20 protein-coding genes and 2 tRNA genes are annotated in these 19,919 nt (G+C 59.8%); 12 read left to right on the top strand and 10 right to left on the bottom strand.

Going from position 1 to position 19,919, the window contains the following annotated elements:
* The first annotated feature begins 179 nt into the window (after nucleotides 1–179).
* Nucleotides 180–911 carry an HPP family protein gene (locus tag ABLU95_RS01920; protein ID WP_065881018.1) on the top strand — a complete coding sequence of 244 codons (732 nt, stop codon included), beginning with the start codon at nucleotides 180–182 and terminating at the stop codon, nucleotides 909–911.
* A gap of 21 nt (nucleotides 912–932) precedes the next feature.
* On the opposite strand, the gene ABLU95_RS01915 is transcribed toward ABLU95_RS01920, so the two are convergent.
* Nucleotides 933–1,322: a tautomerase family protein gene (locus ABLU95_RS01915; protein ID WP_023290327.1), complete on the bottom strand. Its 390-nt coding sequence runs from the start codon at nucleotides 1,320–1,322 to the stop codon at nucleotides 933–935.
* Between the two features lie 116 nt (nucleotides 1,323–1,438).
* On the opposite strand from ABLU95_RS01915, the gene ABLU95_RS01910 reads away from it, so the two are divergent.
* A complete protein-coding gene (locus tag ABLU95_RS01910; RefSeq protein ID WP_023290326.1) occupies nucleotides 1,439–2,395 on the top strand; it encodes a LysR family transcriptional regulator in 957 nt (318 codons plus the stop codon).
* Here the strand turns inward: ABLU95_RS01910 and ABLU95_RS01905 are convergent.
* Together ABLU95_RS01905 and shiA are read right to left on the bottom strand one after the other, a co-directional pair.
* Nucleotides 2,355–3,095 carry a lipoate--protein ligase family protein gene (locus tag ABLU95_RS01905; RefSeq protein WP_348878676.1) on the bottom strand — a complete coding sequence of 247 codons (741 nt, stop codon included), beginning with the start codon at nucleotides 3,093–3,095 and terminating at the stop codon, nucleotides 2,355–2,357. The two genes, ABLU95_RS01910 and ABLU95_RS01905, sit on opposite strands and share 41 nt — an antisense overlap.
* A 46-nt stretch (nucleotides 3,096–3,141) precedes the next feature.
* Complete coding sequence (gene shiA, locus ABLU95_RS01900) at nucleotides 3,142–4,461, bottom strand: shikimate transporter (protein WP_348878674.1); 1,320 nt, start codon at nucleotides 4,459–4,461, stop codon at nucleotides 3,142–3,144.
* A 341-nt stretch (nucleotides 4,462–4,802) separates the two neighbouring features.
* Here shiA and ABLU95_RS01895 point away from each other — a divergent pair, with 341 nt between their 5' ends.
* Entirely contained in the window at nucleotides 4,803–5,264 is a 462-nt protein-coding gene (locus tag ABLU95_RS01895; RefSeq protein WP_023290323.1) for a molybdopterin-dependent oxidoreductase, read from the top strand.
* A 10-nt stretch (nucleotides 5,265–5,274) separates the two neighbouring features.
* Nucleotides 5,275–7,185 (top strand): EAL domain-containing protein, encoded by a 1,911-nt coding sequence (locus tag ABLU95_RS01890; RefSeq protein WP_032428929.1) that lies wholly within the window; start codon nucleotides 5,275–5,277, stop codon nucleotides 7,183–7,185.
* On the opposite strand, the gene ABLU95_RS01885 is transcribed toward ABLU95_RS01890, so the two are convergent.
* Nucleotides 7,156–7,311, bottom strand: coding sequence for a hypothetical protein (locus tag ABLU95_RS01885; RefSeq protein ID WP_348878727.1), 156 nt, complete (start codon nucleotides 7,309–7,311; stop codon nucleotides 7,156–7,158). The genes ABLU95_RS01890 and ABLU95_RS01885 overlap by 30 nt on opposite strands.
* Before the next feature lie 97 nt (nucleotides 7,312–7,408).
* On the opposite strand from ABLU95_RS01885, the gene ABLU95_RS01880 reads away from it, so the two are divergent.
* Nucleotides 7,409–7,741 (top strand): DUF1971 domain-containing protein, encoded by a 333-nt coding sequence (locus ABLU95_RS01880; RefSeq protein WP_002911866.1) that lies wholly within the window; start codon nucleotides 7,409–7,411, stop codon nucleotides 7,739–7,741.
* A gap of 4 nt (nucleotides 7,742–7,745) precedes the next feature.
* The gene (locus ABLU95_RS01875; protein ID WP_057216128.1) at nucleotides 7,746–8,081 is read left to right on the top strand and encodes a DUF1869 domain-containing protein; all 336 of its coding nucleotides are present in this window, start codon (nucleotides 7,746–7,748) and stop codon (nucleotides 8,079–8,081) included.
* Nucleotides 8,082–8,086: 5 nt separating this feature from the next.
* Here ABLU95_RS01875 and ABLU95_RS01870 read toward each other — a convergent pair whose 3' ends face one another.
* Nucleotides 8,087–9,001, bottom strand: coding sequence for a LysR substrate-binding domain-containing protein (locus tag ABLU95_RS01870; protein ID WP_049013775.1), 915 nt, complete (start codon nucleotides 8,999–9,001; stop codon nucleotides 8,087–8,089).
* Between the two features lie 131 nt (nucleotides 9,002–9,132).
* Between ABLU95_RS01870 and ABLU95_RS01865 the strand changes: the two genes are divergently transcribed.
* The 3 genes from ABLU95_RS01865 (at nucleotide 9,133) to ABLU95_RS01855 (ending at nucleotide 11,913) form a co-directional block, all read left to right on the top strand.
* Complete coding sequence (locus ABLU95_RS01865; protein WP_065881026.1) at nucleotides 9,133–9,708, top strand: hypothetical protein; 576 nt, start codon at nucleotides 9,133–9,135, stop codon at nucleotides 9,706–9,708.
* 192 nt (nucleotides 9,709–9,900) lie between these two features.
* Entirely contained in the window at nucleotides 9,901–10,737 is an 837-nt protein-coding gene (locus tag ABLU95_RS01860) for an alpha/beta hydrolase (protein ID WP_044524034.1), read from the top strand.
* Nucleotides 10,738–10,941: 204 nt separating this feature from the next.
* Entirely contained in the window at nucleotides 10,942–11,913 is a 972-nt protein-coding gene (locus tag ABLU95_RS01855; protein ID WP_023290317.1) for a sensor domain-containing diguanylate cyclase, read from the top strand.
* Here the strand turns inward: ABLU95_RS01855 and ABLU95_RS01850 are convergent.
* Together ABLU95_RS01850 and ABLU95_RS01845 are read right to left on the bottom strand one after the other, a co-directional pair.
* A complete protein-coding gene (locus ABLU95_RS01850) occupies nucleotides 11,910–13,013 on the bottom strand; it encodes an AarF/UbiB family protein (protein ID WP_065881029.1) in 1,104 nt (367 codons plus the stop codon). The genes ABLU95_RS01855 and ABLU95_RS01850 overlap by 4 nt on opposite strands.
* A gap of 253 nt (nucleotides 13,014–13,266) precedes the next feature.
* A tRNA-Asn gene (locus ABLU95_RS01845) sits at nucleotides 13,267–13,342 on the bottom strand.
* Nucleotides 13,343–13,535: 193 nt separating this feature from the next.
* Between ABLU95_RS01845 and ABLU95_RS01840 the strand changes: the two genes are divergently transcribed.
* Both ABLU95_RS01840 and ABLU95_RS01835 read left to right on the top strand, forming a co-directional pair.
* The gene (locus tag ABLU95_RS01840) at nucleotides 13,536–14,972 is read left to right on the top strand and encodes an EmmdR/YeeO family multidrug/toxin efflux MATE transporter (protein ID WP_348878668.1); all 1,437 of its coding nucleotides are present in this window, start codon (nucleotides 13,536–13,538) and stop codon (nucleotides 14,970–14,972) included.
* A gap of 126 nt (nucleotides 14,973–15,098) precedes the next feature.
* Nucleotides 15,099–15,174 (top strand) — tRNA-Asn (locus ABLU95_RS01835).
* A 168-nt stretch (nucleotides 15,175–15,342) separates the two neighbouring features.
* On the opposite strand, the gene ABLU95_RS01830 is transcribed toward ABLU95_RS01835, so the two are convergent.
* Both ABLU95_RS01830 and pmrD read right to left on the bottom strand, forming a co-directional pair.
* Nucleotides 15,343–16,797: an AMP nucleosidase gene (locus tag ABLU95_RS01830; protein WP_348878667.1), complete on the bottom strand. Its 1,455-nt coding sequence runs from the start codon at nucleotides 16,795–16,797 to the stop codon at nucleotides 15,343–15,345.
* Nucleotides 16,798–16,926: 129 nt separating this feature from the next.
* Nucleotides 16,927–17,172 (bottom strand): signal transduction protein PmrD, encoded by a 246-nt coding sequence (gene pmrD / locus ABLU95_RS01825; RefSeq protein WP_023290305.1) that lies wholly within the window; start codon nucleotides 17,170–17,172, stop codon nucleotides 16,927–16,929.
* A 271-nt stretch (nucleotides 17,173–17,443) separates the two neighbouring features.
* Here pmrD and ABLU95_RS01820 point away from each other — a divergent pair, with 271 nt between their 5' ends.
* Nucleotides 17,444–19,066, top strand: a complete 1,623-nt coding sequence (locus tag ABLU95_RS01820) for an alpha/beta hydrolase (RefSeq protein ID WP_348878665.1) — start codon at nucleotides 17,444–17,446, stop codon at nucleotides 19,064–19,066.
* On the opposite strand, the gene ABLU95_RS01815 is transcribed toward ABLU95_RS01820, so the two are convergent.
* Nucleotides 18,977–19,909 (bottom strand): nucleoside recognition domain-containing protein, encoded by a 933-nt coding sequence (locus ABLU95_RS01815; RefSeq protein ID WP_048336040.1) that lies wholly within the window; start codon nucleotides 19,907–19,909, stop codon nucleotides 18,977–18,979. The two genes, ABLU95_RS01820 and ABLU95_RS01815, sit on opposite strands and share 90 nt — an antisense overlap.
* Nucleotides 19,910–19,919: the final 10 nt, after the last annotated feature.

The following is a 19,919-nucleotide window of genomic DNA, read 5'->3' as shown; positions in this document are numbered from 1 at the left end:
GCAAAAGGGGTATCCCCCTGACAGAAAAGGGATTCTATCAGCCCGGGCGAGAATTCACAGCCCTGTGCCGCCCGGAAATCGCCGCCCGCGCGATCCCCTGCTAAATACAGGGTTGTTAATGTAAGGTTAAAAAAAGAAAATAAAATATAAGTAACTCCTATGATCTGAGCGATAAAGCGATGTTAAGTGTTATTCCCGCGGGCCTGTTTTCACGGCTGCGGATTTTCCTTGGGCGGCTAAAGCCGCATGCGCTGCCGGTGGCTCGTCGGCATATTGTGCTGGGCTCCATCGGCGCCGGCACCGGGCTGGCGGTGACCAGCATGTTCAGCCACTGGCTGCTCGGCGAAGTCAACCTGTGGTTTATTGCCCCCATGGGCGCATCGGCGGTACTCCTGTTTGGCGTGCCGAGCAGTCCGCTGGCGCAGCCGTGGTCGATTGTCGGCGGTAATGTGCTGTCGGCGCTGATCGGCGTCACGGTGGGGATTCTGGTGCCCGACCCGGCGCTGGCCTGCGGGCTGGCGGCGGCGCTGGCCATCGCCGGGATGTATTTTCTGCGCTGCCTGCATCCTCCCGGCGGCGCGGTGGCCCTGACGGCGATCCTCGGCGGCGCCGGGGTACACAGCGAAGGCTATCACTTTGTGCTGACGCCGGTGCTGCTCAACTCGCTGATGCTGGCGCTGCTGGCCATCGTGTTTAACAATCTGGTTGGCCGCCGCTACCCCCATCCGCTGGCGGCGGAGGAGGTCAAATCCCGTGCGGTGCCGCTGGGCATTTCGGTTACCCGGGAAGATATTCACGCCGCCCTGCTGGAAGGCCAGTTCCTCGACATTGACGAAGACGATGTCCAGGAACTGCTGGAAAATATCGAACAGCAGGCGCGCCAGCGCATCGCGGCGGCAGGCCGCCGCTGACAGCGCCCTCCCGGCCGCGGCTTAGAGATCGCCGGTAAGATACTGCGCGACCCCGCGGCCAAAACTCCAGTCGCCTTTCTGGTTGCTGATAATCGACACCATCACATCATCCCCGCTCAGGCCGCAGTGCTCCGCCAGCTCCTCCTGCAGAATGGCGAAGAAACGCTGCTTCTGCGCGTCGCTGCGCGGGCTGGTATAAACCCGCACCACCACCTGATCCCGCGTGCGGGTCAGTCCGAGGCCAGTATCTTCAATCACCATATGGTGGGCTTTGTTTTCGTGAACAATCTGGTAGCGGTCGCGTTCCGGTACCTCGAAGGCGCGCAGCACGGCGCGATGAGCGGCATCCAGCAGGGTTCTGATCTCCTGTTCCGTACGGCCTTCAATCAGGTCAAAAGTCAGTAATGGCATGCAGGTGGTCCTTATCGTTAGGGAATAATCGCTGTCTGATATGGATGCTAGCCGATGCCGTCGCGGGCAAAAACCGCTATAGTTGAATACATTGTTTTTACTGGTGAACAATCAATATGAGCGAGAGTCGTCCGGAGAGTTACTGGGCCCATCTTTACTGGCTGACGGTGCTGGAAGAGCAGAAAAGCTATACCCGGGCCGCGGAAAAGCTGGGGATCAGCAAGTCGGCCATCAGCCAGAAAATCAGCGAGCTGGAGCGGGTGACCGGTAAAACGCTGGTCCATCGCACCACCCGCAGCGTCAGCCTCAGCGACGACGGGCTGCGGCTGGTGGCGGAGCTCAGTGAGCCGTTTGGCCAGCTGCGGGATATTTTCACCGGCGCCTGCGATGAGGGCGGGCCGCTGCGGGGGACGCTGCGCCTGACCGCGCCGGTGGCCTTTTCCCGTCAGCAGCTGGTGCCGGCGATCGCACCGTTTTTGCACCAGCATCCCCAGCTGCATCTGCAGCTGGAGGTGACCGACCGGCTGGTCTCTCTCGGCAGCGAAGGGTTCGACCTCGCCATCCGCCACTGTCGGCGCGAGGCGCTCCCGGACACCCACGTCGCCTGGCCGCTGTGCCACACGGCCACGCTGATCGTCGCATCCGCCGACTATATTCGCCGCCATGGCCGCCCGGAGATGCCCGACGATCTGCGTCAACACCAGTGCCTGACCTATCCCCGTGGGCCCCAGCGCCCGCAGTGGACGTTCGCCTCCCGCCAGACGCCCGATGAGCGGGTGACCATCAACGTGCAGGGGCCGTTCGCCACCAACAACAGCGAGTCGCTGCGCGATGCGGTGCTGGCGGGGTTGGGGGTGGCGCTGCTGCCGGATTTTAGCGCCCGGGAGGCTATCGGCCGCGGGCTAGTGCAGGAGCTGCTGCCGGCGTGGCAGCCGGTGGAGGTGTTCGCCGATCGGCTGTACGTCATCCGGCCCTATACTCCGCGGGTGTCGCGCGCGGTGGAGACCTTTAGCCGCTACCTGAAAGCGACCTTCAGCGAGCCGCGTCCAGCTCCCGGGCCAGCGCCTCGCTGAAGCGGGGGAGCAGATGGCGCTCGCCGGGAAGCAACTGCGCCAGGGTGACGGTTTTGTCGGCGCGGTAGACCCGCCCGCTACCGAGCTGCGCTTCGAAGGCGTTCGCCGCCTGATGCGCAGCGCTAAGGTCGGCGTCAATAAGGATCACCGCATGGGCCAGCACCACATGGCCGCCGCTCGCCGTCTGCGGCCGCCAGTACTGGGCGGTACCGACAATCTTGCGCGCCTCCTCTCCCTCCCCGCAGGCGAGGTTATACCGGCCATCGCAAAAGGAACCGCTCACCGCCCGGGCGTGGCTGGCAACGCCGAAGCGCGCGAGGGTGCGCTGCAGCACAGCGCACAGCGAGTGATAGATGGGTTCGGCGGCCTCGCCGAGCGGCTGCTGCACCGGCCAGGCGAGGCTGAGGTTGATAATCCCCGGCCCCTGGGGCACCAGACCGCCCCCGGAGCGGCGGAGCCATACCGGCCAGCCCCGCGCGGCAAAACGCGCGCTGACCGCCGGCAGGTCCGCAAACTGACGATAGCTCCCCGGCACCACGAATCCCTGCGGCGCCTGCCAGAGCTGGGCGACGGCCTCGCCGGCGCCGGCTTTGGCAAACAGCGGTTGTTCCGCCTGGGTGGGGTCCCCGCAAAACTGCAGCGCCAGCGAGGCGGGGGTAAAGCGGCGTGGCCAGCAGTCGGCCAGGGGCAACAGAGACATGCGTTCTCCTTACCGGAGGGCGCGGGTCGCGCCCTCCGAAGGCTGGTCAGTCGACGGTATGCTTTTTCATCAGCAGCGCGGTGAGCGCTGACAGCAGGCATCCCGCGGTCAGATAGAGGGCCACGCTGTGCCAGGAGCCCCCGGAGAAGGTGACCAGCGCCGCGGCGATAAAGGGCGTAAAGCCGCCGCCGACCACGCTCGCCACCTGGTAGCCGACGCCGGCGCCGCTGTAGCGATAGCTGGCGCCGAACAGCTCGGTAAACATCGGCTGCTGGACGCAGACCACCATATCATGGGCGATATTGGCCAGCATCAGGGCGAAGAACAGGATCCAGAAAACGGACTGACTCTCCAGCGCCATAAAGAACGGAAAACCGCTCAGCGTGCCGATCAGCGCCCCGGTAATATAGATCCGCCGACGGCCAAAGCGGTCTGCCAGCCAGGCGAAGCAGGGGATAGTCAGACAGCTGAGGCCGCCCACCAGCAGGCCGATGTTGAGGAACAGCTCGCGCGGCAGGCCGAGGTTTTGCGTCGAGTAGTTGAGGGCGAAGGCGGTGACGATGTACATGGTCAGCAGTTCGCACAACCGCAGGGCAATAATCAGTAAAAACGCCCCGGGATGGCGAAGCAGGGCTTCCACCACCGGCAGTCGCTTTTTCACCTGCTGCGCGTTGGCCTGGCTCTGCTGGGCTTCAAACTCCTGCGATTCGGCCATACCGTTACGGATCCACAGCGCAATCAGAACCAGCGCCACGCTGAACAGGAAGGGTAAGCGCCAGCCCCAGCTGAGGAACTGCTCGTCGGTGGTCAGGCTGCTGATCAGCGATACCAGCCCGGTGGAGAGCAGCAGGCCGACGCCGTAGCCCACCTGCACCCCGCTGCTGTAAAAGGCTTTTTTTCCCTTCGGCGCGTTCTCCACCGAGAGCAGCGCTGCGCCGCCCCATTCGCCGCCGACGGCAAAGCCCTGAACCGCCCGCAGGAACACCAGTAGCACCGGCGCCCACCAGCCGATCTGACTGAATGAGGGGAGCAGGCCGATGCAGGCGGTGGCGATACCCATCATCCAGACGGTCATCATCAGCATCCGCTTGCGCCCGAGACGGTCGCCGAAGTGGCCAAAGATAATCCCGCCCAGCGGGCGAAAAAGAAACCCGACGCCGAAGGTGGCAAACGCGGCAAGGGTGCCCATCGCCGGGCTGATTTGCGGGAAAAATTCGCGGTTGAACACCAGCGCGGCGGTAATGCCATAGAGAAGAAAATCGTACCAGTCGACCACGGCGCCGGCAAAGCTGCCCCATGCCGCCCGCCGGGCCCGATGCAGCGAATCCGGCGCCTCGCCGGGCTGCACGCTTATTGTTGAATCCATACCCTGTCCTGTCAGTCACGTAATTCGTTGTTATTGGAATGAGACGCTTTTAGCGTAGCGTCTGCACTGAGACTACCGCGCAGCGGCCGTGGAGGAAAGTAGTTTGCCTGCTAAGCGGCGAGCTGGTGCAAAAATAAGCGACCGGAAAGGCGGGCGAAATCACACCCTTTACTCAACATTCTGGCAATTTGCCAGCAAGCTTATACTTTTAATTAAATCAACGGATAACAAAGAGGAGCACCTTTTAAGAATTGACGTAAATGGTTTACACTTAACATGTCTCCTTCTCTGGAATGGTGAGTTAAATGCGTCTACTTCTTGCAGTTTTATTTTGTTCTGTCATGTTGCCTTCTGCTTATGCTGAAAAACTGCCTGCGCCGACAGGAAAACCTGTACTGACCATTTCCGGCAAAATCGGAAATACGAACGTCGGTGACAAGGCGGTTTTTGATCTCGCGATGCTGGAAAAGCTGGGCATGAAGACGGTGGAAACCACTACCCCCTGGTACACCGGCAAGGTCCGTTTTGACGGCATTCCCCTTAATAAACTCATGGATTTAGTCGGCGCTAAAGGCCAATCCGTCCGCGTGCTGGCGCTCAACGACTACACCACCATTATCCCGATGGACGATTTTTATAAATTCCCGGTCATTATGGCGTTAAAAATGAACGGCCAATATATGCGCGTTCGGGATAAAGGCCCGTTATTTATCGTCTACCCTTACGACAGCAGCGCTGAATTACAGAACCAGATCTATTATTCCCGATCGGCCTGGCAAGTTTCTAAGATTATAATAGAGTAAGGGTCGGATCTTGAATCGAATACTCACGGCTATTATTTTGTCGTTGTTTATTGTGACTGGATATATTACTTATCTGGTGCATGAGCGACAAAGTGAGTTGCAAAAATTTACCCGCTATACGGACTCGTGGTCAATGTCGCAGATGGTATCGGAATATATGCGACTGGAGTCTCGTCTGGCGGGAATGGCGATTGGGGCCGAAGGGGCGGACCACGATGAGGTGCGCCTGCGCCTCGAGATCATGATGAGCCAGATCGAACTCCTGCAGGAGGGCGATCTGGGTCGCTTTATTAATAAAAGCGAACAGCGGAAGGCGGTGGTCGCCACGCTGATCCGCAATCTCCATTTGCTTGATAAACAAGTTGATACCATGACGCCGGCGCAGGTTAAAGCGATCCTGCCGGTGTTAAGCGAGCTGGATGGCCCCCTGACCTCAATGGCGGCCGCCACGCTGACGCAAGATATTAATATCGTTAATATCACCCATGATAAAATTCAGCATCTCTATTATATCTACTCGGTGATCTCCATTCTGCTGATCGCCATGTGTATTTCCCTCGGCCTGCTGATGCTGCGGCAGAATAATAACCTGCGGCGCGCCCACGTTCGTATGAAAACCCTGGCCAACGATCTGCAGGCCTCGAAAGAGAAGCTGCAGGTGCAGAACCGTCGACTGCAGTACGATGCCTACCATGATTCGCTGACCGGTATGCCAAACCGTCTCTCTTTCTGGCAGCGTCTGCAGGAGATCGTCAATCAGGTGCGCCCCTATAATGGCTGCGCCGTGGTGATGCTTTTCGACCTCGACAGCTTTAAGGATGTAAACGATACCCTCGGCCATGACGCCGGCGATAAGCTGCTGCAGGATCTGGCCAGCCGCCTCTCTTTTTTCCGTAAAACCTCAGAGACGCTGTATCGTCTCGGCGGCGATGAGTTCGCGATGCTCTCTTACGATCTGACCGAAGAGATGGCGCTCGAGCGGGCCAATGTTATCCGGGAGAAGATCAGCCAGCCCTATCAGATCTACGATGCGCAGATTAATATCGACGCCTGCATCGGGATCGTGATCTCTGATGGCGAAAGCCGGACCGATTATCTGTACAAGTGCGCCGACCTCGCCCTGTATGAGGCGAAAAAAGAGGGCAGCGGCCATGTGCAAATCTTCCGGCCCGGAATGCTGCAGCGTCTGCAGGAGAATAAATCGTTTGAAGACGATCTGCTGCAGGCCCTGGCCCATGACGAATTCAAAGTCTACTACCAGCCGATCGCCGATACCGTTACGCGCGAAATCTACGGTTATGAAGCGCTGGTTCGCTGGTTCCATCCGGTGCGCGGCGCCGTGCCGCCGACGGTGTTTATCCCGGTGGCAGAGAAAATCGGCCTTATCAATGCCCTCGGCGAGTGGGTGCTGAAAACCGCCTGTGCCGAAGCGGCCAGCTGGGCGACGCCGCTCAAGGTCTCGGTCAACGTTTCACCGATTCAGCTGATGAACACCTCGCTGACCGACACCATTATCAGCGTATTGCAGCAGACTGGACTCGATCCACGACGGCTGGATCTGGAGATCACCGAGTCGGATGTGTTCAATGAGAACACCCGTTCGCTGGAAATTCTCAGCCAGCTGCGCGAGCAGGGCATTCAAATCTCCATCGATGACTTTGGTACCGGCTATTCTTCGTTGTCGCGTTTAAGCTACTTCCCGTTCGATAAAATCAAAATCGACCGCTCGTTTGTTATCAATATTCCGGAGCAAAAAGACGATCTGGATATCGTGCGCCTGATTATCAGCATGGGAAAGAGCCTGCATATGCGCATTGTGGCTGAAGGCGTGGAGACCGAAGAGCAGTTGGCCTCGCTGCAGGCGCTGGGCTGCGACCTGGTGCAGGGCTATTTAATCGGCAAACCGAGTCCGCTGCGTTAAATGAAATATGAAGGCCCTTAAAGATATTATTCCGGGCGATTTCAGCAAGCTGAAATCGCCTTTTTTATTTTCCCTTAGCGCTAATCCCAGAGGGGTATAAAAAGGAGTAGAGGTAAAATTCGCCAGGAAAATAATATCCTTCACCTTTGAAAGAGGTATATGATATGCATCATATAGGCTATTTCTGACCGTATCTTTTGCGACGGTAAAGTGAGGCGCAATCATGCAGCGAATTATTATTCCCACCCATTACGTTCATACCCGCAGCACGCCGCTGTGGACTAAGGAGACCGCCCCGGCCTCTATCTGGCGCCGCCATCTGGACGCTGGCACCCGCCAGGGGGTCTATCCCCGGCTGTCGGTGATGCAGGGGGCGATCCGCTATCTCGGCTATGCCGATGAAACCAGCCCCGAACCGGTTGAAACCCTGACCATTGAAGCCGGCCAGTTTGGCGTTTTTCCGCCGGAAAAATGGCACTGCATTGAGGCGCTCAGCGAGGACACGGTTTTTAATGTCGACTTCTATGTTGATCCGAAAATTCTCATCGAGGGATAAAATTATGAACAGTGAAAATAAAGGTTACACCTTAGCGGTAGAGAATAGCCGGCTTCAGCGGAAACAAGAAAAAATATTCCTCAAACCGATGGTCTTGTATATTCCGCAGCAGGCGGTGGAGGCCGTTAATGGGCTGCTGAGCGATCTGCCGGACGACAATTTAGAGGGGGAGTTTGTGCTGACGGTCACCAATAACAATAACGGCGTCTCGGTCGATAAAAGCTTTTCCTCGCTGGCGGCGCTGCGCGACCCGCTTACCGCGGCCGATGCGGTGAAGGAGCTGATCAATATCGTCCGCGGCTATGAGTCCGACGAAGAGACCAACGTTTGCGGCTGGTAAGGCCGCTATCCCGCTGCCGGCTGGCCGCTGTCGCCCAGGGCCATCTGACCCACCAGCCACTCCCGCAGCGCGATAATATCCGCCCGCTGCGCTGCCGCTTCGGTGGTGACCAGATAGTAGCTGGCGCCCGGCAATGCGCCGCTGAATGGCGCGGATAATACCCCGCGCTGCAGCAGATCCCGCGCCAGCAGTTCGCTGGCGATCACCGCCCCCTGGCCGGCCACCGCCGCCTGCAGGGCATGGGTTTCATCGCTAAAGGTTAACCCCGCGTCAATATTCAGCGTCGGCGGTCCATAGCGGCGACGCCAGTTCTCCCAGCTCGGCGAATCGGCCGGTACGTGCCGGTTGGCGACGTGAAACAGCGTCACCTGCGCCAGATCGTCAGGCCGGCTGAGGGCCAGCGTCGGGCTGGCGACCACGATAAAGCGATCCTTATGCAGCAGGGTACAGCACAGATCCGGCTCGGGCGTTTCGCGATAGCGAATCGCGGCGTCCACGGTGCCCAGATGCAGATCCACCCGTTCGACGCTGGTATGCAGACGCAGGTCGATAGCCGGAAAGCGGGCGGTGAAGTCCGCCAGCCGTGGCACCAGCCAGTGGGTGAGAAAATTGGAGGTGGTGGTGACGGTTAAGGATGGCGGCTGGCGGGCCTGGGCTATCTGGACGACGGCCTGCTCCAGGGCGCTGAAGGCGCGCTGGGTAGCGGCGTAGAGGATCTCACCATCGGCGGTCAGGCTGACGCCCTGCGCGCTGCGTTCGCAGACCCGGCACTCCAGGACCGATTCCAGCAGTTTAATCTGATGGCTGACCGCCGTCGCGCTGACGCCGAGCGCCCCGGCGGCCAGTTTAAAACTACGCTGGCGAGCGACGGCGTGAAAGGCGCGCAGGGCACCCAGCGGCGGCAGGCGGGGGGTTCTCATGGCTGAGTTTTTCTCATCTATGGCTGAAAACTATGCGTTTGTGTGTCCCTGTATAGTGGCGATAGGCTACGGGCATGTAAAGACGATGACATGAGTTATTTTCATGCCGTTTAATGTGTCAGGAGCTGAATATGCACGTTTTACACCACCATGCCGTCGCGAAGGAGGGGGGAACCATCGACCCGCGCGGTCGCGCCATCGCCCTCAGCGTGGTCTTCGCCGCCGGGGCCTTGCTGTTCATCATGGCCCCCGTTATCGGGGAGAGCGGCACGCTGGGTCTGCTGGCGCTCCTGATCGCTGCCTTCGGCGCCGGATGGGGATTCGCGCGCGCGCAGCCCTGGCTCTATCGGGCGCCCCTGACGGCGACGCGCTGGGCCTTCCTGGTGTCGGCGGCCGGCTGGCTGCTGGCGCTGGTGGCCTGGTATGGCGGCCAGGCCTGGCCGGCGCTCCTCCCCGGCGTGACGTTCGGCAGCGCGGGGGCGGCTGTCGCCTGGCGCATTGCCGCCGGGCGGGCGGCACTGTCGGGTCGCCGCGTCAGCGGCGCCACGGCGCTGAGCGTGGCTGTCGCTATCGCGGCGACGCTGCTGACCTGGCACACCGCCGGGGCAGGACGCGGCGGCGTGAACTTTGCCTTTGCCGTGCTGCTGGACTGGGCGCTGCTCGGCGCGCTGATTGTGCGGATCCGCCAGCAGGAGAGTGCGGCGTAGCCGCCGCCGCTTGCCGGGTTCAGGCGAGCCGATCAAGCGAAACGGGATCAGTCGACCGGCGGGGTGATAAATTTCTTCTACACTGTTACTGGCATCACATTCCTGCGCGGCTGGCTTCTCAGCCGGCCGCCGTCGGCATTCAGTCCAGGCACGGGCCTGCAGGCTGGTTATCCTGAAAGAGGAGTCTGTAACATGGCATTTGTCACCACCCAAGACGGCGTCAATATTTACTTCAAAGACTGGGGTCCAAAGGAAGCTCAGCCGATTGTTTTTCATCACGGCTGGCCGTTAAGCGCCGACGACTGGGATAACCAGATGTTGTTTTTCCTTGCCGAAGGCTTTCGGGTCATCGCCATCGACCGCCGGGGCCATGGCCGCTCCGATCAGGTCAGCGAGGGGCATGATATGGACCATTATGCGGCAGACGTCTCGGCGGTAGTGGAGCATTTGGATCTGCACAATGCGGTCCACGTCGGGCACTCCACCGGCGGCGGCCAGGTCGCCCGCTACGTGGCCCGCTACGGCCAGCCGCAGGGGCGGGTGGCGAAGGCGGTGCTCATCAGCGCCGTTCCACCGCTGATGGTCAAAACCGAACAGAATCCTGGCGGCACGCCGATCGAGGTGTTTGACGGTTTCCGCAAAGCGCTGGCGGCTAACCGCGCCCAGTTCTATCTCGACGTCGCCTCTGGCCCGTTCTATGGCTTTAATCGTGAAGGAGCGGAGGTGTCGCAGGGGACGATCCAGAACTGGTGGCGACAGGGGATGATCGGCAGCGCCAAAGCCCATTATGAAGGTATTAAGGCGTTTTCAGAAACGGACCAGACCGAAGATCTTAAGTCGATTACGCTGCCGGTGCTGGTCATGCAGGGCGATGACGATCAGGTGGTTCCCTATAAAAATGCCGCTATCCTGCAGGACCAGCTGCTGCCCAACAGCCAGCTGATCGTTTACCCTGGCTTCCCGCACGGGATGCACACTTCCCACGCCGATACCATCAACGCCGATCTGCTGGCGTTTATCCGCGCCTGATCTTCCCTTTCGCCGGGCGGAATGCCGCAATGGCCTTCCGCCAGCGCCCCTGCCGCCCGTCGCCGGGGCGCGCCGGTTGACGAGCAGGGGAAATCTGCTTAACTCATGGGATACCTGACGACTATTTTCCCCCTGGCAGGATAAAACGCCGGGTTTCCCGCGGGAAGCCCGGTGGAATTCTGCGCAAGAGACAAGAGAGAGACAATGAAATTAGCCGGACTTCATCCCGACGAGCAGCGTCGCCTGCAATCGCTTCGCTCTTCCGGGCTGTTGAATAGCGGAAAAGAAGAACGCTTTGATCGCCTGACCAGGCTTGCCCGTTCGCTGTATAACCTGCCGGTGGCGTCCATCAGCCTGGTAGGGGAAGATCTGCTGCATATCAAATCCTGTGCCGGTCTGGATGTGGACACGGTGCCGAGAGACATTTCATTTTGCGCCCATACCATTTTGCAAACCGACCCGCTTATCGTTAACGACATGCAGCAGGACGAGCGTTTTCACGACAACCCGCTGGTGATTCAGGCGCCGTTTATCCGCTTTTACGCCGGGTATCCGGTGCAGCTGCCGGATGGCGCGACGGTGGGGTCATTTTGTCTGATGGACCATCAGCCGCGTTCGTTTTCCGCGCATGAAATGCAGATCTTAAGCGATCTGGCGGCGATCGTGGAGGATGAGTTCAAGGTGCTGGATGCGGCAACCTCTGATGAGCTGACGGGACTGTTTAACCGCCGGGGATTCCTCACCCTGGCCGAGTATGCCCTGCTGACGGCCCAGCGCCGTCATGAGCCGGTCAGCCTGGCGTTTGTCGACCTCGATCGCTTTAAGCACATCAACGATACCTGGGGGCATGAAGAGGGCGATCGCGCGCTGATCGCCATCGCCGATTTGATGAAAGCCGCCTTCCGTGAATCCGATATCCTCGCCAGGCAGGGGGGCGATGAGTTTATTATTCTGTTCGCCAATACCAGCCGCCACGATGCCGCGGCGGCGATGGAGACGCTCAGCCACAACGTGGCGCGTTTCAACCAGCAGGCGGCTCACCCCTGGCAGCTGGCCTTCTCCTGGGGCTGCGTGGAGTACGATCCCGCCAGCCACCCCAGTCTCAACGCGCTGGTGGCCACTGCCGACCGCCTGATGTATCAGGCGAAGCAGAAACAGGGGCGCGAGCGTCGTTAATCCTTTGCGGCGGCGGCATTCAGCAGGTACTCCTGCGCCTGCTGCCGCTTCTGCGCATAGTCACCGAGCAGCGCCTGCTGCGATTTCCCCGCGTTGTCATAAAACAGGCCGCCCTGATCGGCGATAAAGTGATAATGCTGTTCCAGCTGGCCTATCACCCAGTCGATACGTTGCAGGGTGAGCAAGGTGCAGGACTGGCCATGCAGGTCGTCTTCAATATCCAGCACATGGGAGCGGAAGGCCTCCAGGGCAAACAACCGGCTCAGCGCGGCAGGGTCCGCCAGCGCCGTTTCCCAGCGCGCCGTTATCTGCTGAAAATGAGCCTGCACCTGCGGAGATGCCCGCCGGGCGCGAAGCCACACCAGCTTGCGCCGGTAGCTTTCGACCGCCAGCCGCTTCATCTCGCGATACTGCGCCAGCTGCTGTTCGGCATCGGGCACCCGGGTCATCAGCCAGCTAAAAAAGAAGCGGGTCTCAAAGCGCTCGACAAAGTGAAACAGGGGATCGGCCAGACCGTTGCTGTTGAATTCTCTCAGCGGGTCGAAGGGATACATATAGCCAAAATCGAACAGCCACAGCTGCTCCTCCCGGTCCACCAGCAGGTTCCCGCTACAGAGATCCCACTCCATCAGCCCCTGCTCCTCACAGGCTTCCAGCGTGGTGAACAGCTGAGCGATCAGCGGCGGGGTCAGCTGGTGAATCGGCTCGCCATCGATCCAGGGGGAGAGGAGGATGCCGAGGCGATAATCGGCATACAGCGTCGGGACGATGTGGGTGAAGCGCGGTGCGGTATTTGGGTCATCCTTCAGCCGTTGCAGCGCCTGCCGGCGCTGTACCTCGTTTAAAAACGACAACTGTCCGTTAAGGTTGGCAACGCCGGCGACGGCGCGTCGTTTCTTTAAATTGTACTCCTTGCCGGCGATGCGCAGCCGGTAAACCTCGCCGGTCAGCCCCGAACCGTATACCTGCACCACATAGGGTGAATCCGCAGCCAGCGCGGCGAGGGTCTCCGGCGGCAGTGGACAGTGATTGACGTCGCCGACGATAAGAGGTTCTCCGCTGCGATCGAACGCCTGCTGCTGCTGTTGTCTGAGGTTCATGGCGCCTCCTTAAAAGACATGGGACAGAGTGATTTATCCACGCTATCTCACCCGCAAGCGTCAGCAAAATCATCCTACCGCCAGGCGCTTTTTCAGGCTGAGCGGAGGCGCGTTCACGGAGGATACCTGGGGCGTAGGGCGGCGGCCCTGACGCCGTTGTCAATGAGGTGTTTGCCAGGCTGGGTGCGATTCTGAGTTAACGCCAGAGACGCAAGAAAGCAAAAAGCCTGCTCGAAAGCAGGCTTTTTAAATTTGGCTCCTCTGACTGGACTCGAACCAGTGACATACGGATTAACAGTCCGCCGTTCTACCGACTGAACTACAGAGGAATCGTGTGGAGTCGTATCTTAGCGGCGAAAAATCTTTTGTCAAACATCAATTCGCCCGTTCAGGTGCAACTGCCGCTTCCATCAACAATTTGTTGTCATTTCCGACAATGATTACGGAAAAATACTTTGCAGGATATCCATTTCTCGATCATCATTTGAAATGTTGTTTCAACATCTCTCACTAAGGTCTCTCTTGAACGTCACCTCCGCCGTACGCCAGGCCGTCGAACGGACATCCTGGTTTAAAAAACGTCAGCGTTATCGTGTGCTGTACTGGCGCGAAATCAGCCCCCTCGCTGTGCCCATTCTGCTGGAAAATGCCTGTGTGCTGTTGATGGGGGTGTTGAGCACCTTCCTTGTCAGCTGGCTGGGCAAAGAGGCCATGGCCGGGGTGGGCCTGGCCGATAGCTTTAACATGGTGATCATGTCGTTTTTTGCCGCTATCGATCTGGGTACCACGGTGGTGGTGGCTTTTAGCCTCGGCAAGCGAGATCGGCGGCGGGCGAGAGCGGCCGCGCGCCAGTCGCTGGCCATTATGACCCTGTTTTCTATTGTGCTGGCGGGAGTGATCCACGCTTTTGGTCAGGAGATTATTAATTTTGTCGCCGGCGATGCCACCCCGCAGGTGAAGGACCTGGCGCTGACCTATCTCGAGCTGACGGTGCTGAGCTATCCGGCGGCGGCGATTGCGCTGATCGGCAGCGGGGCGCTGCGCGGCGCCGGGACCACCAAAATCCCGCTGTTGATCAACGGCGGGATGAACATCCTCAATATCCTAATCAGCAGCGTGCTCATCTATGGCCTCTTCTCCTGGCCGGGGCTGGGCTTTGTCGGCGCCGGTCTCGGGCTGACCATTGCCCGCTATATTGGCGCCATCGCCACTATCTGGGTGCTGATGGTGGGCCTCAATCCCGCGCTGCGGCTGTCGCTGAAGGGCTACTTCAAACCCTTTAACTTCGCCATTATCTGGGAGGTGATGGGGATCGGCATCCCGGCCAGTATCGAATCGGTTCTGTTCAATGGCGGTAAGCTGCTGACCCAGATGTTTGTCGCCGGGATGGGCACCAACGTTATCGCCGGCAATTTCATTGCTTTTTCGGTGGCCTCGCTGATTAACCTGCCGGGCAACGCCCTCGGCTCCGCCTCGACGATCATTACCGGCAAGCGGCTGGGGAAAGGGCAGATTGGCCAGGCGGAATTCCAGGCCTGGCATGTGTTCTGGCTGTCGACCATTATTCTGACGCTGATTGCCTGGGGCAGCGCCCCGTTCGCGGGCTTTATCGTCTCGTTCTATACCCATGAAGAAGACGTAAAAGAGGTGGTGAAGCAGCTGCTGTGGCTCAACGCCCTGTTTATGCCGATCTGGTCGCTGTCGTGGACTTTACCCTGCGCCTTCAAAGGCGCCCGTGACGTACGCTATACCATGTGGGTGTCGATGCTCGGCATGTGGGGCTGCCGGGTGGTGGCGGGCTATACGCTGGGTATCGTGCTGGGGATGGGGGTGATCGGCGTCTGGTTAGGGATGGTGCTCGACTGGGCAGTGCGCGGCGCGCTGTTTTACTTCCGCATGGTGAGCGGCCGATGGCTGTGGAAGTACCCGCGGGTGAAGGCCTCAACGCCGGATACCTGATCCGTTTGCCGGATAAACGCCATTTTTTGCGCAAAGTGAGGAATAATTCGGCAAACGATTCATTTTATTAAAAACAGGCTTTACAGCGTCCGGCGTCATCGTTAATATGCGCCCCGTTCACACGATTCCTCTGTAGTTCAGTCGGTAGAACGGCGGACTGTTAATCCGTATGTCACTGGTTCGAGTCCAGTCAGAGGAGCCAAATTTAAAAAAGCCTGCTTTCGAGCAGGCTTTTTGCTTTTCTGTCTGTCCGTTTCCTTGCGGACTCAACATCCGCAGCCACCGCCGGGACGTTTGTGTCGCTCACCCGGCCACTGACGCTCCCCTGCGGGTAACGCCAGCGTTTTCCTCTCTCTTTCCCCGTTGCCGGTTAGCGGAACGGCGGTTCGTTGAAGGTGCGTAGCTTACGCGAGTGCATGTGATCCCCCTCGGCGCGCAGCAGGTCGATGGCCCGAATGCCGATCTGCAGATGCTCAGAGATGGCCCCCTCATAGAAGCGGTTGGCCTGACCGGGGAGCTTGATCTCACCGTGCAGCGGCTTGTCCGAGACGCAGAGCAGCGTGCCGTAGGGGACGCGGAAGCGATAGCCCTGGGCGGCGATGGTCGCGCTCTCCATATCGATAGCCACCGCGCGGCTGAGATTAAAGCGCAGCGCGGAAGCGGAATAGCGCAGCTCCCAGTTACGGTCGTCGGTGGTGACCACCGTCCCGGTACGCAGCCGCTGCTTCACTTCCTCGCCCGGCATCCCGCTCACCTGCTTGGTGGCGTCGTACAGGGCGCGCTGCACTTCGGCAATGCTGGGGATGGGAATATCCGGCGGCAGCACCGCATCCAGTACATGGTCGTCGCGCAGATAGGCGTGGGCCAGCACATAGTCGCCGATGGCCTGGCTTTCACGCAGGCCGCCGCAGTGGCCGATCATCAGCCAGACATCCGGGCGCAGCACCGCCAGGTGGTCGCAGATGGTTTTGGCGTTGGCCGGGCCGACGCCAATGTTAATCAGGGTGATCCCTTTGCCGTCGTGGGTGATCAGATGCCAGGCCGGCATCTGGTGCTTCTTCCACGCCAGATCGGAAATGGCCTGCTCCGGCGCTTCGGTTTCGGCGGTGATCCAGATCCCGCCGGCGCAGGAGAGGGCGATATAGGAGCTGTCAGGATCGAGGATTTGGCTGCAGCCCCAGCTGACAAACTCATCCACGTAGCGGGTATAGTTGGTGAACAGCACATAGGGCTGGAAGTGTTCCGCCGGGGTGCCGGTATAGTGCCGCAGACGCGCCAGCGAAAAATCGACGCGGCGGGCGTCAAAGTGCGACAGCGGATAGAACTCGGTAGGATGGAACAGGCCGTCCGCGGTCTCATCGCCAATCTGCGACAGCTCGGTGGTGGGAAAATAGCGCGTCAGACCGGCGCTCATCGAACGGTCAAGGGTCAGGGTGGAACCGTCTATCACGTAAGGGTAGGGGATTTCATGCTGTGACAGCTCGACGCTAATATGGGCGCCATAGTCCTGATACAGCAGGGTCAACTGTTCGAGCAAATAGTGGCGGAACAGTTTCGGGTTGGTGATGGTAGTGGTATAGCACCCGGCATGGGTGAAACGTCCCCAGGCGCGCGTTTTAAGGGCTTTATGATCGGCGCCGTCCCAGGAGACCGACAGCTGCGGATAGACAAAAAGGCCTTCCGCGCGGGCTTCGGTATCAGGGAGCGTATGATGGTCAATATAGTCGCCGATGGCTTTGCGCAACGCCGTGACCGAAGCTTCATAGCGCGCTTCCAGCTCGGCAAGCGCTTGTTCCGGGGTCAGACTGGCGGCCTTGTTATTCATGATTCGCTCCTTGTTTCAGGTCTGCTGACATTCCCGATAGTATGTCACAGCGGGAAAAGGGCGAAGGGGAATTTATCTGTCAGTTGCGAAGATACTCAGATCAATACCGGCACAGGGGCCGGACTCGATTTATTTGCCGGCGTTTGCCCAGCGCGCGCTGCTATAATGGCTGGCGTTGCGGATCTTCAATGTCTGCGCCGGATTATTATTCAGACAATAGCGCGCATCGGCCAGCGGTGTGAGTTTATCCCCTTCCCGCAGGCGGAGGCGACAGGCTTCAATCTCAGCGATCATCTCCAGTGCGCCGCTCTGGAGCACGACGCGGCAGGGGCTGGACGGAGAATTATCCTGGACTTTTTTTACCCACCACTCCATCTGTTTTTTCCTCTCCTGGTGACACATCCGCCGATAATTCATGTTTCTTAAAAATCTGACAATAAGATTATCCCACTGGTTTATGCAGTGTTTAAAAATAGGCGACCAAACGTTGATCTCAGCGGTAGGTTTTTTTTCGCCGGCAGGGAATGATCTGCCGGGTTTAATTTGCCGGAAGCGATGACTATGCTGAAAAGCAGACCGTGAGAAGCGCCTGTCAGGAATAGGGCAGAATGCGTCCGGCTATGCGGTAAATATCAGAGAGAGCGTTATGAAGCATCTATTACGACACTGGCGAACGTCGGGTACCGTTATCGGCTCACTGCTGAAAAAAGGGAGCATTGCGGTGCTGGCGCTGCTGGTGGTGTTTCTCGCCGGACGGATCTATGAGTCGCAGCGCGGCCCGGCGCTGCATCGCTGGCATACCTGGCGCGGCAACGAGATGGCGGCCAAAGAGATCGACCAGGCGACCTTTGCCCAATATCTGGCGCGGGAGAAGACCATTTTCGCCGATCTCCAGCGCGAGGTGACGGATGCTTTACCGGAGGAAGATAAAACCCCCGTCAACCGCTTTTATCGCCACAGCCGCGTCTGGCCGGGACAGTTTACGCAGGACTGGAACCGTTCTTTTATACTGTTGCCGCAGGGCAAGCCGCGCGGCAGCGTGGTGCTGCTCCATGGCCTGACCGATTCGCCCTACAGCGTGCGCTATCTGGCGCAACTCTGGCGGCAGCGGGGCTATGTGGCGGTGGCGCCGCGTTTGCCGGGCCACGGCACCGCGCCGGGGGCGTTAACCGCCGTTGACTGGGAGACCTGGCTGGCGGCAACGCGTCTGGCGGTGCGCGAAGCGACGCGCCTGGCCGGGGCGGACGTGCCGCTGCATCTGGTCGGCTACTCTAACGGCGGCGCGCTGGCGCTCAAGTATGCCCTCGATAGCCTGGAGGACAGCCACTTGCGCCAGCCGCAGCAGATTATCCTGCTGTCGCCGATGATCGGCGTGACGGCGTTTGCCCGTTTTGCCGGTCTCGCCGGGCTGCCGTCCATCTTCCCGGCGTTTGCCCGCGCGGCCTGGCTGAACGTGGCGCCTGAGTTTAATCCGTTCAAGTACAACTCGTTTCCGGTAAAAGCGGCGAGACAGTCCTGGCTGTTGAGCCAGGCGCTGCAGCAGCAGATCATTCGCGCGTCCCGTCAGGGGGCGCTGAAAGCGCTGCCGCCGGTCCTCACCTTTCAGTCGGTAATGGATTCCACCGTCAGCACCCGGGCGGTGGTAGAGTCCCTGTATCGCTACCTGCCGGACAACGGCAGCGAGCTGGTGGTGTTCGACATAAATCAGGCGGCGGATCTCCGGGTCCTGTTCCGTCCCGCGCTCTATGCGGCGGTGAATACGCTGTTGCCGCCGGCGCCGCGAGCCTATACCACGACGGTGGTGACCAACGCGACGGCGCACACCCTGCAGACCATCGCCCGTACCACGCTGGCGCAGGAACGCGAAGAGCATCGTTATCCCTTACACCTTGCCTGGCCGGCGGATATGTACTCCCTGTCGCATGTGGCAGTGCCGTTTCCCCTGAGCGACTCGCTGTATGGTCGCGAGCCGGACGAGAAGAACCGCTACGGCATTAGCCTGGGCACCATTTCACTGCGCGGAGAGACCGGGACGCTGAGCGTGGGGCTGGAGACGTTAATGCGCGTCACCTCCAATCCTTTCTTTCCGTGGATGCTGGCCCGCGTCGATGAGCATATCGCCTGCGGCGAGCAGGCGGCGGTGGTGGCCTGCCTGAAGGCGCAGGCCAGCGCGGAGGCATTAAAAGAGGATCAGGTGCAGGACGGTGCGCAGCAGAATGCCGACGATCGCCGCGGGAGCCACGAAGCGAAACAGGCGGACAAACCGTGAGCTGATGCCGAGGAAAATACCGATCCCGGGCAGATCGAAGGTCTGGATCAGCAGGCCTGCCGAGGCGTTGACCTGGCTGACGGTGACTTTGCCCTGCTGGATCAGCTCGGAAATGACGCCAAAATAAGCGGTGCCCCCGGCGACGCACTTCACCAGCGCCGGCAGCACAAAGTTCTGCGGAATATGCAGCCAGCCAAGCACCGGTTTCAGTAGCTGCTGCAGCAGGTCGATGACGCCAGCGCCCTGCAGCAGTCCGACGATGGTTAACGACAGGATCAGCATCGGCACCGCGCCGAGCGCCAGGCGGATGGCGTCGGAGCCGGCGCTGTTGATCACCGCCAGAATGCCCTGACTGTTCTGCTCGGCGTTGGGCAGCGCTTCCGCGCGAGGGTTCTCGGCGACCGATAGGCGCCGTCCGGTGACGTGCCAGGCGACCGCCGCCGCGCACAGGCCGCCGACCACTGAGATAACGATCGAGGCCAGCCAGTGCAGGCCGAAAGGGGTGAGGGGATAAAAGACGTTGCCTTGCCCCATGGCGAAGACCATGGCCAGGGTGGCGGCCATTTGCCGGTCAGAAACGCCGCGTTTGTCCATAATCGATAGCGTGGCCAGCGGGGCGGCGAAGCTGACAAAGTTAATCTGGATCAGGGCGAAGGCGCTCATCCCGGTTAAGCCGAAGGGCTTCAGCAATGGCGCAACCCAGCGCACAATCACATCGAGGATGCCGCGGACCTCCAGATATTTCATGATAATCAGCATGATCACCATGATCGGCAACAGCGTATACAGCGCGACGTCAACGGACGATTTGCCCGCCGCCATAATGATGCTTATGACATCCATTTACGTTCTT

It is taken from the genome of Klebsiella sp. GG_Kp146 (assembly GCF_040061975.1).
Classification (GTDB): domain Bacteria; phylum Pseudomonadota; class Gammaproteobacteria; order Enterobacterales; family Enterobacteriaceae; genus Klebsiella; species Klebsiella quasipneumoniae.
The sequence above is the reverse complement of the archived record's forward strand: the minus strand, read 5'-3'. Positions and strand labels throughout refer to the sequence as shown.